The following is a 15378-nucleotide window of genomic DNA, read 5'->3' as shown; positions in this document are numbered from 1 at the left end:
ACAGATTACTTTAATTTGGTTGCCAGCGTTGCTATTCGCAGCCCCAGGGCCTGGCACAATTCAGTTTCGATGGTGTCCAGCGTCTTGCTGTTGTCTGCTCCGGCCCAATGGCTGGCCCCATAGGGGGTGCCGCCGGATTGGGTTTTGGTCAGGCCCGCTTCCCGGTACGGAAGGCCAGCGTAGACCATGCCGTGGTGCAGCAGCGGCAGCATCATGCTGAGCAGGGTCGACTCCTGGCCACCGTGCAGGCTGCTGGTGGAGGTGAAGGCCGCAGCGGGCTTGTCCACCAGGGCGCCTTTCATCCACAGGGAACTGGTGCTGTCCAGGAAGTACTTGAGCGGTGCGGCCATGTTGCCAAAACGGGTGGGTGAACCCAGGATCAAACCGTCACACCCGGCCAGATCGCTCAGTTCTGCATAGATATCCCCGCTTTCCGGAATCGCCGGTTGGCTGGCGGCAGTATCCGGTGACACCGGTGGCACGGTCCGCAGAATGGCCTCGGCGCCGGAGACCTGTTCCACGCCCCGCGCCACCGCCTTTGCCATGCTGCGGGTGTGACCGGAACGGCTGTAGTACAGCACCAGAATACGCGTGCTCACAGAATCTCCAGAACCTGTTCTGGTGGCCGGCCCAGCGCAGCCTTTTTGCCGTTCACCACAATCGGGCGTTCAATCAGCTTGGGAGTGGCGATCATGGCGGCCACCAGATCGTCGTCAGACAAATCCGGATTATCCAACCCCTGTGCCTTGTACTCGGCTTCCTTGGTGCGCATCAGCTGCCGGGGTTTCAGCCCCAGTTGTTTGAGCAGACCCTTCAGGGTCTTGGCGTCCGGCGGCGTTTCCAGGTAAAGGATGATCTCCGGATCGATGCCGTTATCCTGCAGCAGTTTCAGGGTTTCTCTGGATTTGGAACAGCGGGGATTGTGGTAAATCTTGGTCATAGGTGTGTGTTATGCTTGAGTTTATAAAGGCTTATGATGGTCTATTGTATAGGGTAACGGCCCGTTAATCATCCAATACGGACAGGAGTTGTTTTGAACTCGATGATGGAATCCCTGCGCCGGGTGCTGGCGTTTACGCCGATCGCCTTTCTGGTCTATGTGGGCCGCTCGTTTCTACACCATGGCAACGGCCGCTCGGCCTTCTATCTGGCGTTCACCTCGCTGTTTGCGGTGGTACCCATGATGACGGTGGTGTACTCCATTCTGGCGCTGATACCGGAACTCAAAGGCATGGAAAACAAAATGCAGAACTTCATGTTCGAGCACTTTGTTCCCGCCACCGGCAGCCAGTTGCAGGAACACCTGCACGCGTTCGCCCAACAGGCCGCCAATCTCACCAGCATCGGAGTGGTGATGTTGTTTGTGACCTCGGTGCTGATGCTGCGCAAAATCGAGACCTCTTTCAATACCATCTGGCATGTGACGGAGGCCCGCAAAGGCGTGAACGGCTTTCTGTTGTACTGGGCACTCCTCAGTCTGGGGCCGGTGATGATGGGGGGCGCATTCGCCATGTCGTCCTACCTGGCATCCCTTAAGATGATCTACGACATGGTCCCCCTGGCGGGCACCCAGAAGTTTGTGCTGGGGCTATTGCCGATCTTCATGAGCGGGCTGGCGTTTTCACTGGCGTACATAGCCATTCCGAACACCAAGGTACCGATCCGCCATGGTCTGGTGGGGGGCTTGGTGGCCGCGTTGTTGTTCGATCTGGCGCGCCGGGGCATGACCCTGTTTGTCAGTATGTTTCCTACCTACCAGCTGGTGTACGGGGCGTTTGCCGCTGTGCCGATCTTCCTGATGTGGATACTGGTGTCCTGGAACATCATGCTGGTGGGTGCGGAAATCGTTCAGGCGCTGACCAACTTCAAGGTGAACAAACAACGTTCCGCGTCGTCCATGGGCAATCTGTTGGCGATCCTGGAGTCGCTCTACCGCCTGCAGGGGCGGGGTGAAACCATCGAAGAGGTGGATCTGCTGCAGAAAATGCCGTGGATTTCCAGTCGGGAGTGGGAGTATTACACCGATACACTGATCCAGGTGCTGTTGATTCACCGGAGTGGGGAAGGGCAGATTTCGCTGACCCGCGATCTGCACAAGTACACATTGGCGCAGCTATTCCAGGATTGCTTTGGCGAGACCGTGAGCCTTGATCTTCACAGCGATGAAGGCTGGCAGGGCCGGATAAGCCGCCTGTATAAAAACGGCCTGGATAATTGTCTCAGCAGCTGGGAGATTCCGTTGTCAGAACTGTTTGATGAAGGCGTGGAGGAGCGTCCCGCTCTATCTGCGCTGACTACGGCTCAATAACCTGGACATCAAACACCTCCACGATGCGGGAACGTTGCAGTATCTGTCTGATATCCGCCCGGGCCGGTTCGTGATGGCCCACCGCCAGCAGCGATGCTTCGGAAGCCACCGTGAGCGCACCTGAGGGCGCCACCAAGCGGGTGACAATGGCCCCATTGCGGTTGCGCAGCAGAATCAGCAATCCATTGCGGTCTGTGGCCTGGTCGTCCTGCTGATGGATCAACACTTTTTTCACATTGCCACGGATGCGCTCAATCCCGCATTCCGGCGCGTCATCCCGGGATATGGCCGCCCAGCGCACCAGTCCCACTTCCAATGTTTTGCGCCCGTTGTGTTGCCGAATCAGCGCCACGATCTGGCCCGCTTCGGGAAAGCAGGTGGGCTCACCGCTGAGTTTGACCCGCAGTCCGGTCGTGCTTTCGTCGCTGCCCCGTGACCAGGCCCGCTTGTCGCTGCCGGCATTACGGTTTTGCAACCGGTCCATGCGGCGCTGGTTCGGGTCCAGCATGTTGCAGATGTTTTCCAATCCCCACACCAAGCCGATTTGTTCGTCAATCTCCCGCCGTTCCCCGTTGCGGTGCGGATTGCGGCACCAGCGGTCCGAGAGCATGGTCATCAAGTCCATGGCCTGCTTGCGCTGCATGTTGTGCAGCCCGGTGAGGCGCAGGGAATCACCGCTGCGAATGGCCGTCAGATGGCGGTACACGGTATCCATCAGTCGCGACAAATCCAGAACCCGCGCCTGGGTAATGGTTTCCGGCAGTTTGCCCTGAACAAAGGCCGGCTGCAGGCAGTCGGGGGTAACAAAGTAGGACTCCGTGAGCTGCGCGATGGATTCAGGTTCCATCAGAGTCAGCAGGCCAGCGAACTTGGTGGTGTAGTCGTGGGTGCGCCATTGGTCTTCCGCGCTCATGGAATAGGGCGAGGCCAGGCCCATCAGCAGTGACTGCTTGTACAGGTGGGCAACGGTGCCCTCCGTGCCGCTGGGGCCGGTGACGGGCTTGTCTTCCTGCTGCAGATCGGTGGCCAGAAAATAGAGGTAGTGAAATTCCTGCCAGTGTGCACGCTTCAGCATGCGGCCGCGATTGTAGGAAAACAGTCCGTGGTAATACTGATACAGCATGGCCATATACAACACCGTGGCAAATCCGGCAGGTCGTTTCAGGCGCCCCAGGGTGTCACGAATGATGTGTTTGTAAGCGAACCCCAGCTCCCGAATAAACTCCAGCAGGTTATCCAGTTCACTGGAGCTGATTTCCTTGGCAAACAGACTGCCGGTCAGCTGCTGTCGATAGTGATCCACAAAACGCACAAAGGCATAGTGAAACGGGCTTACGATCTGCAGCCGTTTGGCGGGGGCCAGGGCAAAACGGTTGAAGGTGTGCAGGCGGCGATAGGCCAACGTCAGGGCAGAAGGGATGTCCAGATAGGGCAGATTGTGAATTTCCTCGGTCAGCCGCCGACCGTCAGCATCCAGAAGTAGATGCTGAGTGCGTTCTGTGGTTGGAACTTTGAGAGGCCCATTCATCGGGTGTACCTGTACCTGTCCTGGTGTTGTCCTGGGGTGGCTCTGTGCTTCCTGGGATTTCCGGGTGAGGGAATTCCGTTAACGCTGCACGGTTTCCGTGTGATCCAGTCGTCAATTAAGGTGATTAATTTTCACACAGTGGCGGGTTGAAAGGAAGCGGTTTTTACTGGCAGGAACCTCGGCCGTCGCTGATAATTGGATTAGTAAAATTCACTTCCTAATGGACAAGGCGACGGAAAACATGCCTACAACCGCACCGCTGCTGGCGCCGGTGAAGGGAATTAAACCCCAGATCCTGAAGAAAATCTGTGAAAAAAGAACATTCAGTGCTTACTACTGGGATGGTTCCGGGCCTCTGGTGATTTGCCTGCACGGCTTCCCGGACACGGTTAACAGCTTCCATTTGATGGTGCCCGCACTGGTGGAGGCCGGTTACCGGGTGCTGGTGCCGGTGATGCCGGGGTACGAACACAGCAGCTCAGATCCATTCAACCGATACTTTGTCACGGATCTGGCCGAGGATGTGGTGGCCTGGGTTGATCGAATGGGGGAGGACGCTGCGCACCTGGTGGGCCATGACTGGGGTGCGGTCACCGCCTGGCTGGCCAGCGCCATGTTTCCGCACCGTTTTTTCAGCATGACCAGCATCGCCATACCACCGCTCAAACGGTTTGGTGAGGCGTTGCAGCGTTGCCCATCCCAGTTGCTGAAATCCTGGTATATGGGGTTTTTCCAGCTGCCATTACTGCCCGAGCGGGTGATCAAGGCACGCGATGGGGCCTTTGTTCGAATGCTCTGGCGGCGCTGGTCACCGGGATGGCCACCACCGGAGGCGCTGTTGCAGCCGGCCCTGGATGCCCTGCAGGACCCGATCATATGTCGATCCGCCCTGGGCTACTATCGCTGCCTGACCCGGGTGTTTCATCCCCGTCATGAACAGGGTCGCCGGGCGTTAAAGCTGCCCTACCAGGTGCCCTGCCTGATGATCACCGGGGCCGATGATGGCTGCATGGATACCCGGCTGTTCGAGCTGGGTATGCGCGAGGCGGATTTTATGGCCGGGGCGGAGCTCTATCGTTTGATGGGGGCCGGACATTTTTGTCATCTGGAGAAACCCCGGCAGGTTCATGCTAAGTTGTTGAGTTTTCTGGAGTTGCACCCAAAGGGTGCGAAAAAGCTGGCGGATGAATTAGCCCGGCAATTGGGGTAGAATGCGGCGGTTTTATACCGTAGCGACGTCAGAGAGGAGTGGGCCATGGCCGTGATTCGCCAGGACGATTTTATCCAGAGCATTGCAGACAGCCTGCAATACATTTCCTATTACCATCCAGCGGATTTCATCAAAGCCGTCAACGAAGCCTATGAGGCGGAAGAATCTCCGGCGGCAAAAGATGCCATGGCGCAGATTCTGATTAATTCCCGCATGTGTGCCGAAGGCCATCGCCCCATTTGCCAGGATACCGGCATCGTCACCGTGTTCCTGAAAGTGGGGATGAACGTGCAGTGGGACGCCAAAATGAACGTCACCGACATGGTGAACGAAGGTGTGCGTCGCGCCTATAACAATCCGGATAACGTACTGCGGGCTTCCATCCTGGCGGACCCCGCCGGGGCTCGTAAAAACACCAAGGACAACACCCCTGCGGTCATTCACTACGAGATCGTCGAAGGCGATACCGTGGACGTGCATATTGCGGCAAAGGGCGGCGGCTCCGAGAACAAGTCGAAGATGGTGATGCTGAACCCCAGCGACAGCATCGTGGACTGGGTATTGAAAACCGTGCCCACCATGGGAGCGGGCTGGTGCCCTCCCGGTATGCTGGGGATTGGTATCGGCGGCACGGCAGAAAAAGCCATGGTACTGGCGAAAGAATCCCTGATGGACCCTATCGATATCCATGAATTGATGAAGCGTGGCCCCAGCAATCGAGTGGAAGAGCTGCGCCTGGAGCTGTACGACAAGGTTAACGCTTTGGGCATTGGTGCCCAGGGCCTGGGTGGTCTGACCACCGTAGTGGATATCAAGATCAAGGATTACCCGACCCATGCTGCATCCTTGCCGGTGGCCATGATCCCTAATTGTGCTGCTACCCGCCATGTGCATTTTGAACTGGATGGCAGCGGGGTGGCCGATCTGCCGGTTCCCAAGCTGGAAGACTGGCCAGAAATCTCCAATGCCGGCAGTCAAAGCGCCAAACGGGTGAACCTGGACACGGTGACTCCGGAAGAAGTGCAGAGCTGGCAGCCCGGTGACACCCTGTTGCTGTCCGGTACCATGCTTACAGGGCGGGATGCCGCTCACAAGCGTATGGTGGACATGCTGAACAAAGGTGAGCCTCTACCGGTGGACTTCAAGGGCAAATTCATCTACTACGTAGGCCCGGTGGACCCGGTGCGGGATGAAGTGGTTGGACCAGCGGGCCCGACCACTGCGACGCGCATGGACAAGTTCACTGAAACCATGCTGGCCAAGACCGGCCTGTTGGGCATGATTGGCAAGTCTGAGCGTGGCCCGGTTGCCATTCAGGCCATCAAGGACCACAAGGCCGTTTACCTGATGGCGGTTGGCGGGGCTGCATACCTGGTCTCCAAAGCCATCCGCAAATCCCGCGAGGTGGCCTTTGAAGAGCTGGGTATGGAAGCCATCCACGAATTTGTGGTGGAGGATATGCCGGTGACTGTGGCGGTAGATTCGGCGGGCACCTCCGTGCACAACACCGCCCCCAAAATCTGGCAGGCCAAAATCGGCAAAATTCCCTTGGAAAATGCCTAGGCAGGTTAGCTTGTAAATCAGGCAAGCCCGCTCAAGTCCTCGAAGCCCGCCAATAGGCGGGTTTTTTTTGTGGTTATGTTATCTAACGTAATTTTGTTCGTAAGCTGTGTGTACAGCCATTGCGGCTCCCGGAAAGCGTCTATACTGAAGAAAAATCTTGTTAATTCATGGGCAGATTTGAAGGAGCACCATGTCCATACCGCTGTTAATTTGTGATGACTCCGCCATGGCCAGAAAGCAGGTCAAGCGGTCGTTGCCAGAAGACTGGGAAGTGGAAATCACCATGGCAACCAACGGCGTGGAAGGGTTGGAAGCCATCCGCGCAGGCAAGGGCGAAATGGTATTTCTGGACCTGACAATGCCGGAACTGGATGGGTATGGCGTCCTCCAGTCCGTGAAAGAAGAAGGGCATAAATGCATCATCATTGTCATTTCAGCAGACATTCAACCGGAAGCCCGGGAGCGGGTGATGGGATTGGGGGCGTTGGACTTCATCAAAAAACCGGTGGATGGCAAGAAGCTGCAGGATGTGCTGAGGAAATATGGTCTGATATGAACGATTCATTAGCGTTAACAGAAGATCAAAGGGACTGCTTGCAGGAAGTGGTAAACGTTGCCATGGGGCAGGCCGGTGATTCTCTGGCGCGATTTCTGGAAGTCTTTATTCATCTCTCGGTGCCCCGCATTCGCCTGGTGGAACGGGAAGAACTGAACGCCGAGCTTGAACGTATGGTGGGCGGGCAGGCCGTTCCCGTATCCGGCGTCAGCCAGGGCTTTTATCAGCTGGACTCGGGAACCGGTATTCGTGGTGAAGCCATCGTGGTTTTTACCGACAGCTCCTTCAAAGAGCTGGCGGATTTGCTTGCCTACGACGACACCCTGACCACAGAAAGTGAAAAAGAGCTGTTGCTGGATGTGACCAATATTCTCAACGGCGCCTGCCTTAACGGGGTGGGCGAACAGATCGAGGCAGAGCTGGGCTTTTCGCCGCCGTCCATCATGGGGCAGCACGTCCCCATCTCCCAATTGCTGGAATATCAGCAGGCCTCCTGGGATCATGCCCTGCTGGTTGAAATCACCTATACCCTTGAAGACCGGTCCTTCAGTTGCACTATGTTCCTGTTGATGCCGGGCGAATCCATCCAGGTGGTGAAGCAGGCACTGGATCGTTTGCTGGAAGATCTCTGACTTGACCCATTTCGACGCTTCCAAAGAGCTGCTTGAATTCATTGTTGATCGCGTCAACATCGGCGTTTTTATCCTCAATCAAAATCACGAAGTTCAGCTCTGGAACAGTTTTATGGCCTCCAACTCCGGCAAGTCGGCGGAAGAAGTGGTGGGGCAGAATCTTTTCCAGTGCTTTCCCGATTTGCCGGAGCGTTGGTTTGCCCGCAAGGTGAACAGCGTTTTCATGCTCAAGAACTTTGCCTTCACTTCGTGGGAACAGCGGGCTTATCTGTTTCCTTTTCGACATAATCGCCCGGTCACGGGTGGCATGGATCACATGTGTCAGGACATGACGCTGATGCCGATCAAGAATGCCGATGGGGAGGTGGAGAGCGTCTGCATTGTGCTGTTTGACTCTACCGATACCGCGATCTATCGCAACATGCATCAGGCCGCGATGCAAAAACTGGAAATGGCCAGCCGGGTGGATGGCCTGACCCAATTGTTCAATCGTGCCCATTGGCAATCGCGCCTGGTGGAGGAATTCAGCCGGGCCGGCCGTTACAAGCACCCCATGAGCCTGTTGCTATTCGATCTGGATCACTTCAAGTCCATCAATGACAAATATGGCCATCTGGGTGGGGATGCGGTACTGGTCAGGGTTGCGCAGCTGGTCATGGAGTCCCTCAGGGAATCTGATGTGGCGGGCCGCTATGGCGGGGAGGAGTTCGGAATCATTCTGCCCAACACCGATGGGGGTGGGGCCATGGTGGTGGCGGAGCGCCTGCGTCGGTCCATCGAATCATCGCCAGTGCCTTTCGAGAATCTCACGATTGCCATGAGCGCCAGTATCGGTGTCGTGGAGTTCTGTTCTGACTTTACCGATGCCGAGCACATGATTTCCAAGGCGGATGAGGCGCTGTATCGGGCCAAAGAGATGGGACGCAACCGGGTCGTGCCGGCGTCCTGAGGATCAGGCGGTCAATATTTCACGAACCAGTAGCGTTCCCAGGCATTGAACACCCGTTCCGGATACCAGGTCTTGCCCACGCTGCCGTTATAACGGGCCAGTGCCCGCATCATGTTGCCTTGTTCCCGGTTCAAATAGGTTTTCAGAATGGCGCAACCGTAGCGGATGTTGGTGGCGATGTCGGTCAGATTGTCATCACCGGTGCCGATTTCCTCCTTCCAGAACGGCATCACCTGCATGAGCCCCTGAGCGCCGACGCGGGAAACCGCATAGCGGTCAAACAGGCTTTCCACGTGCATTACCGCCAGCACCATCTCCGGCTTCAATTCAAAACGATGGGATTCGGTGTGTACCAGGTGCAGGATTTTCATGCGCTCCTGTGGATCATCCACATAGCGGGACAGTCGGCGATCCATATCCACCAGCCACACCTCGGCATCAAAACGATCCTTGAAACTGTTGGCCTTGGTGATGGTTTGCAACAGCAGGGAGCGCATTTCGGCGTCCGGACGCTCAGTCGTGGCGGCGCTGCAGGTCGCCGAGGCAACCTGCAGCAGGAGTAGACAGAGGCAGTGGGTTAGAAGTTGGTTGACCTTGTTCATACCCTTGATTTTAGCTGTTTTTGCTTAGCCGGCCTGTTGAATGCGCGACTGTATGAACTGGATCACCTGGTCCGCCGGCACACTGAGCTTGTCGTTTTCCCGCCGGTGCTTGTATTCGTAGGCGCCTTCTTCAATGCCCCGGTCACTGATGACAATGCGGTGGGGGATACCAATCAACTCCATGTCCGAGAACTTCACCCCCGGACGCTCTTTGCGGTCGTCGTACAAGACCTCGATACCCAGCTCGGTGAACTGCTGGTACAAGGCATCTGCCGCCTCCTGTACCGCCGGGGACTTGTGATTGTTAAGGGGCACGATGGCCAATTGGAAAGGAGCGATGGCTTCCGGCCAGATAATGCCGTATTGGTCGTGGTTTTGCTCAATGGCCGAGGCCACCACCCGGGTAACCCCGATGCCGTAGCAGCCCATGGGCATAATGTGGTTTTTGCCGTTCTCATCCAATACCGCTGCCTTGAGGGCTTCGCTGTATTTGGTGCCCAGCTGAAAAATATGACCAACCTCAATACCGCGCTTGATCACCAGTGTGCCCTGGCCGCAGGGGCTGGGGTCGCCTTCTGCCACGTTGCGCAGGTCCGCCACTTCATCAAAGTGGGCATCCCGTTCCCAGTTGGCACCGCTCAGGTGGAAGCCGTCTTCATTGGCTCCGCAAACAAAATCCGACAGGTTTACCACGCTGCGGTCGGCAATGACTGGAATGGATAGCTGGATCGGGCCGATGGAGCCGGGTTTACATCCAATGGCCTGTTCCACTTCCTCGTCGCTGGCGAAGGTGAGCGGGGCGGCCACCAGCGGATGCTTCTCCGCTTTGATGTCATTCAGCGCTTTGTCGCCACGCAGTACCAGTGCCACCAGCCCTGTGCTGCCGTCTTCCGAGGTGCCGTGTACGATCAGGGTTTTGACAATGCGTTCTGCCGGTACCTGCAAAAATGAGGCTACCTCCTCAATGCTGTGCTGATCTGGCGTGGCGACTTTCTGCAGCTCCGCAGTGGGTTGTGGGCGGTGGTCACCGATCTCCAGTGCCTCTGCCATTTCAATGTTGGCGGCGAAATCACTGCTGTCACTGAAGGCAATGTCGTCCTCACCGGAATCCGCCAGTACGTGGAATTCGTGGGAGCTGTTGCCGCCGATGCTGCCGGTGTCTGCCAATACCGGGCGGAAATCCAGCCCCAACCGGGTAAAGATGTTGCTGTAGGTGGCGTACATCAGGTCATAGGTGTGCTGCAGTGACGTCTCGTTCAAGTGGAAGGAATAGGCGTCCTTCATAATGAATTCCCGCGAGCGCATGATGCCGAAACGGGGCCGGATTTCATCCCGGAACTTGGTTTGAATCTGGTAAAAGTTACAGGGCAGTTGTTTGTAGCTCTGGATGTTGTTGCGAACCAGGTCCGTGATCACCTCTTCATGGGTGGGGCCCAGCACGAAATCCCGACTATTGCGATCCTGGAAGCGCAGCAGCTCGGGGCCGTATGCGTCCATACGCTGGGATTCCTGCCACAGTTCCGCCGGTTGCACCACCGGCATCAGCACTTCCATGGCGCCGGACTTGTTCATCTCCTCCCGGACAATTCGCTCCACCTTCTGCAACACGCGCAGTCCCAGGGGCAGCCAGGTATACAGGCCCGAGGCCAGTTTGCGGATCATTCCGGCACGCAGCATGAGCTGGTGACTGATTACTTCGGCATCCGCAGGGGTTTCCCTGAGTGTGGCAAGCAGGTATTCGGTGGTTTTCATCGGGTGAATTCTCAATCTCTGGACAGTGAAGCGAACAAGGCCCCGATTTTACGGGTTGTTGCGGTTCATAACAATAAAGGTCATTGAGTAGGGGAGACAACCCCATTGCCCCGGCCGGAACGGCGGGGTGGAAGGCAAAGAAAAAGGGGCTTGCGCCCCTTTCGTTCTTAGGAAGCCATGTCTTTCAGCTTCTTCAGCGGCAGTACCTTAACACGGGTGCTGGCAGGCTTGGCTGCCACATCCATGGTTTCGCCGGGACGGAAAGGGTTGGGCACATTTTTGCGTGCTTTCTGTGCAGGCTTCTTGATGGTTTTGATCTTCATCAGGCCAGGTACAGTGAAGGTACCCACGCCACGTGGTTTTACGTGCGCTTCGATCAGCGTGCTCAGTTCGTCGAGCACAGCCTGAACCTGCTTACGGCTCAGTTCAGTGTTCTCAGCGATGGTGTTCAGGATTTGGGTCTTGGTCATGGCTTCTTTAACGACCACGGGCTTTTTCGGTGCGGCGGCTTTGGCTGGGGCGGCTTTCTTGGCAGCCACTTTTTTCGCGGGAGCCTTTTTGGCAGCTACTTTTTTAGCAGGTGCTTTCTTGGCAGCGGCTTTCTTAACAGGAGCTTTTTTCTTTGCAGGCATAATTGCTTCCTTTGATTTTAGTTATGGCAAGTCCTGGTGTTGTATCGCGAAGTGTGAGTATGGGAGCCCAAAACAATGCAATCGCAGCAACAGTACCAGCTGTCGCGGATAATTATTGATCCTAAATTTGGGAGTAGCAAGTAAATAAATGCACTTTTTGCCTGTTTTTATAGGGTCTAACGCAAAAAATCGCCGATTTTATCCATCTTGCTGCAGGGTTCTGGCGACTTCGTTAAATACGTTGACCCAGTTCGGATCAAAGTGGGTGCCGGAACAGCGGTTGATTTCCAGCACTGCGCGCACGAAAGGCCGCTTCAGGTTGGTGCTGTATGCACGTTCATGCGTGCGGGCTTCAAAGGCATCGACGATGGCAAGAATTTTCGCACCCGGGCAAATGTGTTGCCCGGTTAAACCTGCAGGATAACCGGTTCCATCTTCTCTTTCGTGGTGTTCCAGCACAATATAACTGGCCTGCTCCCAGGCCCGCATGGCCGATACCAGGGTGAATGCCTGCTGCGTGTGGGAGCGCAGCAAAGCGGTTTCCTCGGTATTCAACGGTGTGCTCTTGTGCAGGATTGGCAGAGGCAGGAACGCCATGGCCACGTCGTGCATAAACACCGCGGCGGCCATTTGGGCAGGCTCCACCGGCTCGCCGGCATGCCGGTTCATGGCCAGGCTTAATTGCAGAATGCGTGCGGTTCGTCCCCGCCAGTATTGAGAGCGCTCCTCCAGGGGAGTACTCAACTGGTGGAAGAAGCGCAGGTCGTCATCGAGCTGCACGGCGAACTGATCGAGAATAGCGAGATTGTCCGGGGTGGCCATCAGGGTCTTTGCAGCGGACGGCAGAGGTTTGCCTTTGCTGACATTGTGCTGCAGTGTGTCGGGCGCCATGATCCCCAGCGCGGCACGAATGGCATGCTGCCTCTGCGCCTCATTTTCGGTGCCGGTTTGGCTGATGTGCCCGCACAGGATTTCCAGTTGTGGCAAAGAAAGCGGTGCTGGCTGTTGTTCCAGGCGGGCCCGCACCAGCCGATCGGTGGTGTCCATGGCCAGTAGGATGACGTCACTTAAGTAGGTATCAAACGTCACTCTGCCGTTGCGGATGGCGTCCAGCACATCTTCCACGCTCTGCAAAAGTGGGGAGAGATCCCGCAGCCCCACGTAGATCAAATTGCCTTTTATGGTGTGCACTGAGCGGAACAGGTCGTTGAGCAGGGTGCTGTTGGTGGGGGTGTGCTCCAGCTCGATCAGGGCACTTTCGCAATGGGTGTGGGCTTCCCGGAAATCCAGGAAGAAGTCTTCCATCAGGTCATGCTGGAACTCGTCGTCGGAACTCTGGGTGGCCATACGCTCTCTCCCGGTTGGTGATTGCTTTAGTATAGGCGCTGAACAGTCAGTCCTGGTGCTGCCAAATGGGCGGCAACCCGCTATAATGTGGCCCCTTTTTCCGGATGGCGGTGGGTTTGATCCTGTCAGCTGTCATAAAATCTTTTAAAAACATATAGATACAGGTTTTGCTCGAGGTGTTTGGTCATGCCGATTTATGAGTATCAATGCCAGTCTTGTGGTCACGAATTGGAAGCGATCCAGAAAATGAGTGATGCGCCCCTGACGGATTGCCCCCAATGTCAGGAAAGCACACTGAAAAAACGCATTTCCGCCGCCGGTTTCCGCCTTTCCGGCAGCGGCTGGTATGAGACCGATTTCAAAACCGGAAAGAAAAAGAATCTGGCGAACCAGGATACCGGTTCCGCCCCCAAATCCGCCGACAAGCCCACCAGCCCGTCGGCCAGTTGATTGCAATCCTATACAGACGAATCAGACAGGTATTAATGTTATGCGAAGCCATTACTGTGGCCATCTCAACGAATCTCACATCGACCAAACCGTAACGCTCTGCGGCTGGGTGCATCGTCGTCGCGACCATGGTGGCGTTATTTTTCTGGATCTGCGTGATCGTGAGGGTATAGCCCAGGTAGTGGTGGACCCGGACACCGAAGAGGCTTTTGCCCGTGCTGACCGCGTGCGCAGCGAATACGTCATCCGGCTCACCGGCCGCGTGCGCAACCGCCCGGAAGGCACCACCAATCCGGAAATGCCCACTGGCATGATCGAGGTGCTGGGCAAAGAGCTGGAAATCCTCAACGCCTCGGAAACGCCGCCGTTCCAGCTGGATGAGCATACCAATGTGGGCGAGGACGTGCGCCTTAAATACCGCTATATGGATTTGCGCCGGCCGGAAATCCAGAATCGCCTGGCGTTCCGCTCCAAGGTGACCAACGCGATCCGCAATTATCTGGATGGCGCGGGCTTCCTGGACGTGGAAACCCCCATCCTGACCAAAGCCACACCGGAAGGGGCGCGGGATTATCTGGTGCCCAGCCGCACCCACCCCGGCAGCTTTTTCGCGCTGCCCCAGTCTCCGCAGTTGTTTAAACAGCTGCTGATGGTGTCGGGTATGGACCGTTACTACCAGATTGCCAAGTGCTTCCGGGATGAAGACCTGCGGGCAGACCGCCAGCCGGAGTTCACCCAGATCGACATCGAGGCGTCCTTCGTCAATGAAGAGGATGTCATGGCGGTGGCCGAGAACATGGTGCGCAAACTGTTCAAGGATCTGCTGGATGTGGAGCTGCCTGAGTTTCCCCGCATGCCGTATTCTGAAGCCATGTCCCGCTATGGCAGTGACAAGCCTGACCTGCGTATTCCGCTGGAACTGGTGGATGTGGACGACCTGATGCGTCAGGTGGAGTTCAAGGTATTCTCCGGCCCGGCCTCCGACCCCAAGGGGCGGGTGTGTGCCCTGCGCGTGCCCGGTGGTGCCAGTCTGAGCCGGAAGGAAATCGATGACTACACCAAATACGTGGGCATTTACGGCGCTAAAGGCCTGGCCTGGATCAAGGTGAATGAGCTGGATAAAGGCATCGACGGCCTGCAATCACCCATCGTGAAAAACATGACCAATGTGGTGATGGAGATGATGGCCCGCCTGGAGGCGCAGGACGGTGATATTATTTTCTTCGGCGCCGGCAAGGCCACCACGGTGAATGAGTCCATCGGGGCGCTGCGCATCAAGCTGGGGCACGACCTGAATATGGTGCAAGGTGAATGGGCCCCCTTATGGGTGGTGGATTTCCCCATGTTTGAGGAGGACGATACCGGGCGTTGGACCGCGATCCATCATCCGTTCACCGCGCCCTCCTGCGATCCGGAAATGCTGGAAAAAGACCCCGGTGCCGCGTTATCCCGTGCCTACGATATGGTATTGAACGGCACCGAGCTGGGTGGTGGTTCCATTCGTATCCACAGCCCGGAGATGCAGCGCACCGTGTTCCGCGCCCTCAACATCAGTGATGACGAAGCCAATGAGAAATTCGGTTTCCTGCTGGATGCGTTGAAATTTGGTGCACCGCCGCACGGTGGTCTGGCATTCGGTCTGGATCGGTTGATCATGTTGATGACCGGTGCTCAATCCATCCGGGACGTGATCGCTTTCCCCAAAACACAAACGGCCGCCTGTGTCATGACTGCAGCGCCGTCCACGGTGGACCCCAAGCAGTTGCGTGAAGTGGGCATCCGGTTGCGACAGGCTGATGAAAAGTAAGACCAGTGTGTGCCAGCAGCCACAGGCACACTAAACAGGCAC

15 protein-coding genes are annotated in these 15378 nt (G+C 56.6%); 8 read left to right on the top strand and 7 right to left on the bottom strand.

Annotation, left to right across the window (positions count from 1 at the left end; translation table 11 throughout):
• Positions 1 to 5 precede the first annotated feature (5 nt).
• Positions 6 to 599 (bottom strand): NAD(P)H:quinone oxidoreductase, encoded by a 594-nt coding sequence (gene wrbA, locus D9N14_RS01830; protein ID WP_290576234.1) that lies wholly within the window; start codon positions 597 to 599, stop codon positions 6 to 8.
• A complete protein-coding gene (arsC, locus tag D9N14_RS01825) occupies positions 596 to 940 on the bottom strand; it encodes an arsenate reductase (glutaredoxin) (protein ID WP_290576232.1) in 345 nt (114 codons plus the stop codon). Before arsC ends, wrbA begins: the two co-directional genes overlap by 4 nt.
• A gap of 102 nt (positions 941 to 1042) precedes the next feature.
• Here arsC and D9N14_RS01820 point away from each other — a divergent pair, with 102 nt between their 5' ends.
• Positions 1043 to 2308, top strand: a complete 1266-nt coding sequence (locus D9N14_RS01820; RefSeq protein WP_290576572.1) for a YihY family inner membrane protein — start codon at positions 1043 to 1045, stop codon at positions 2306 to 2308.
• On the opposite strand, the gene D9N14_RS01815 is transcribed toward D9N14_RS01820, so the two are convergent.
• Positions 2295 to 3836 carry a hypothetical protein gene (locus D9N14_RS01815; protein ID WP_290576230.1) on the bottom strand — a complete coding sequence of 514 codons (1542 nt, stop codon included), beginning with the start codon at positions 3834 to 3836 and terminating at the stop codon, positions 2295 to 2297. The genes D9N14_RS01820 and D9N14_RS01815 overlap by 14 nt on opposite strands.
• Positions 3837 to 4077: 241 nt before the next feature.
• On the opposite strand from D9N14_RS01815, the gene D9N14_RS01810 reads away from it, so the two are divergent.
• The 5 genes from D9N14_RS01810 (at position 4078) to D9N14_RS01790 (ending at position 8746) form a co-directional block, all read left to right on the top strand.
• Positions 4078 to 5046, top strand: coding sequence for an alpha/beta fold hydrolase (locus D9N14_RS01810; protein ID WP_290576228.1), 969 nt, complete (start codon positions 4078 to 4080; stop codon positions 5044 to 5046).
• Between the two features lie 45 nt (positions 5047 to 5091).
• Positions 5092 to 6609 carry a fumarate hydratase gene (locus tag D9N14_RS01805; protein WP_290576226.1) on the top strand — a complete coding sequence of 506 codons (1518 nt, stop codon included), beginning with the start codon at positions 5092 to 5094 and terminating at the stop codon, positions 6607 to 6609.
• Positions 6610 to 6799: 190 nt separating this feature from the next.
• Positions 6800 to 7165 (top strand): response regulator, encoded by a 366-nt coding sequence (locus D9N14_RS01800; RefSeq protein ID WP_290576224.1) that lies wholly within the window; start codon positions 6800 to 6802, stop codon positions 7163 to 7165.
• Positions 7162 to 7797 carry a histidine kinase gene (locus D9N14_RS01795; protein ID WP_290576222.1) on the top strand — a complete coding sequence of 212 codons (636 nt, stop codon included), beginning with the start codon at positions 7162 to 7164 and terminating at the stop codon, positions 7795 to 7797. Before D9N14_RS01800 ends, D9N14_RS01795 begins: the two co-directional genes overlap by 4 nt.
• Before the next feature lies 1 nt (position 7798).
• Positions 7799 to 8746 (top strand): diguanylate cyclase, encoded by a 948-nt coding sequence (locus tag D9N14_RS01790; protein ID WP_290576220.1) that lies wholly within the window; start codon positions 7799 to 7801, stop codon positions 8744 to 8746.
• Positions 8747 to 8757: 11 nt separating this feature from the next.
• On the opposite strand, the gene D9N14_RS01785 is transcribed toward D9N14_RS01790, so the two are convergent.
• The 4 genes from D9N14_RS01785 to D9N14_RS01770 all read right to left on the bottom strand — a co-directional run bounded on the left by D9N14_RS01785 (position 8758) and on the right by D9N14_RS01770 (position 13079).
• The gene (locus D9N14_RS01785; RefSeq protein WP_290576216.1) at positions 8758 to 9348 is read right to left on the bottom strand and encodes a lytic transglycosylase domain-containing protein; all 591 of its coding nucleotides are present in this window, start codon (positions 9346 to 9348) and stop codon (positions 8758 to 8760) included.
• Positions 9349 to 9372: 24 nt separating this feature from the next.
• Positions 9373 to 11100, bottom strand: coding sequence for a proline--tRNA ligase (locus tag D9N14_RS01780; protein WP_290576213.1), 1728 nt, complete (start codon positions 11098 to 11100; stop codon positions 9373 to 9375).
• Between the two features lie 167 nt (positions 11101 to 11267).
• Positions 11268 to 11732 (bottom strand): HU family DNA-binding protein, encoded by a 465-nt coding sequence (locus D9N14_RS01775; RefSeq protein WP_290576211.1) that lies wholly within the window; start codon positions 11730 to 11732, stop codon positions 11268 to 11270.
• A 198-nt stretch (positions 11733 to 11930) separates the two neighbouring features.
• Positions 11931 to 13079, bottom strand: coding sequence for an HD-GYP domain-containing protein (locus tag D9N14_RS01770; protein WP_290576209.1), 1149 nt, complete (start codon positions 13077 to 13079; stop codon positions 11931 to 11933).
• Positions 13080 to 13265: 186 nt separating this feature from the next.
• Between D9N14_RS01770 and D9N14_RS01765 the strand changes: the two genes are divergently transcribed.
• Both D9N14_RS01765 and aspS read left to right on the top strand, forming a co-directional pair.
• Positions 13266 to 13529, top strand: a complete 264-nt coding sequence (locus D9N14_RS01765) for an FmdB family zinc ribbon protein (RefSeq protein WP_290576207.1) — start codon at positions 13266 to 13268, stop codon at positions 13527 to 13529.
• 40 nt (positions 13530 to 13569) lie between these two features.
• On the top strand, positions 13570 to 15336 hold the full coding sequence (aspS, locus tag D9N14_RS01760; RefSeq protein WP_290576205.1) for an aspartate--tRNA ligase: 1767 nt from the start codon (positions 13570 to 13572) through the stop codon (positions 15334 to 15336).
• Positions 15337 to 15378 lie beyond the last annotated feature (42 nt).

Origin of the sequence: Ketobacter sp. (assembly GCF_003671495.1) — a bacterium.
Lineage (GTDB): Bacteria > Pseudomonadota > Gammaproteobacteria > Pseudomonadales > Ketobacteraceae > Ketobacter.
This window is presented reverse-complemented; position numbering and strand designations above follow the sequence as displayed.

Bases quoted from the DNA above. Each gene is read 5' to 3' on its own strand.
- D9N14_RS01765 (WP_290576207.1), top strand. From the start codon at position 13,266: ATGCCGATTTATGAGTATCAATGCCAGTCTTGTGGTCACGAATTGGAA.
- arsC (WP_290576232.1), bottom strand. From the start codon at position 940: ATGACCAAGATTTACCACAATCCCCGCTGTTCCAAATCCAGAGAAACC.
- D9N14_RS01795 (WP_290576222.1), top strand. From the start codon at position 7,162: ATGAACGATTCATTAGCGTTAACAGAAGATCAAAGGGACTGCTTGCAG.
- D9N14_RS01810 (WP_290576228.1), top strand. From the start codon at position 4,078: ATGCCTACAACCGCACCGCTGCTGGCGCCGGTGAAGGGAATTAAACCC.
- D9N14_RS01785 (WP_290576216.1), bottom strand. From the start codon at position 9,348: ATGAACAAGGTCAACCAACTTCTAACCCACTGCCTCTGTCTACTCCTG.
- D9N14_RS01805 (WP_290576226.1), top strand. From the start codon at position 5,092: ATGGCCGTGATTCGCCAGGACGATTTTATCCAGAGCATTGCAGACAGC.
- D9N14_RS01820 (WP_290576572.1), top strand. From the start codon at position 1,043: ATGATGGAATCCCTGCGCCGGGTGCTGGCGTTTACGCCGATCGCCTTT.
- D9N14_RS01780 (WP_290576213.1), bottom strand. From the start codon at position 11,100: ATGAAAACCACCGAATACCTGCTTGCCACACTCAGGGAAACCCCTGCG.
- aspS (WP_290576205.1), top strand. From the start codon at position 13,570: ATGCGAAGCCATTACTGTGGCCATCTCAACGAATCTCACATCGACCAA.
- D9N14_RS01815 (WP_290576230.1), bottom strand. From the start codon at position 3,836: ATGAATGGGCCTCTCAAAGTTCCAACCACAGAACGCACTCAGCATCTA.
- D9N14_RS01800 (WP_290576224.1), top strand. From the start codon at position 6,800: ATGTCCATACCGCTGTTAATTTGTGATGACTCCGCCATGGCCAGAAAG.
- D9N14_RS01770 (WP_290576209.1), bottom strand. From the start codon at position 13,079: ATGGCCACCCAGAGTTCCGACGACGAGTTCCAGCATGACCTGATGGAA.
- D9N14_RS01775 (WP_290576211.1), bottom strand. From the start codon at position 11,732: ATGCCTGCAAAGAAAAAAGCTCCTGTTAAGAAAGCCGCTGCCAAGAAA.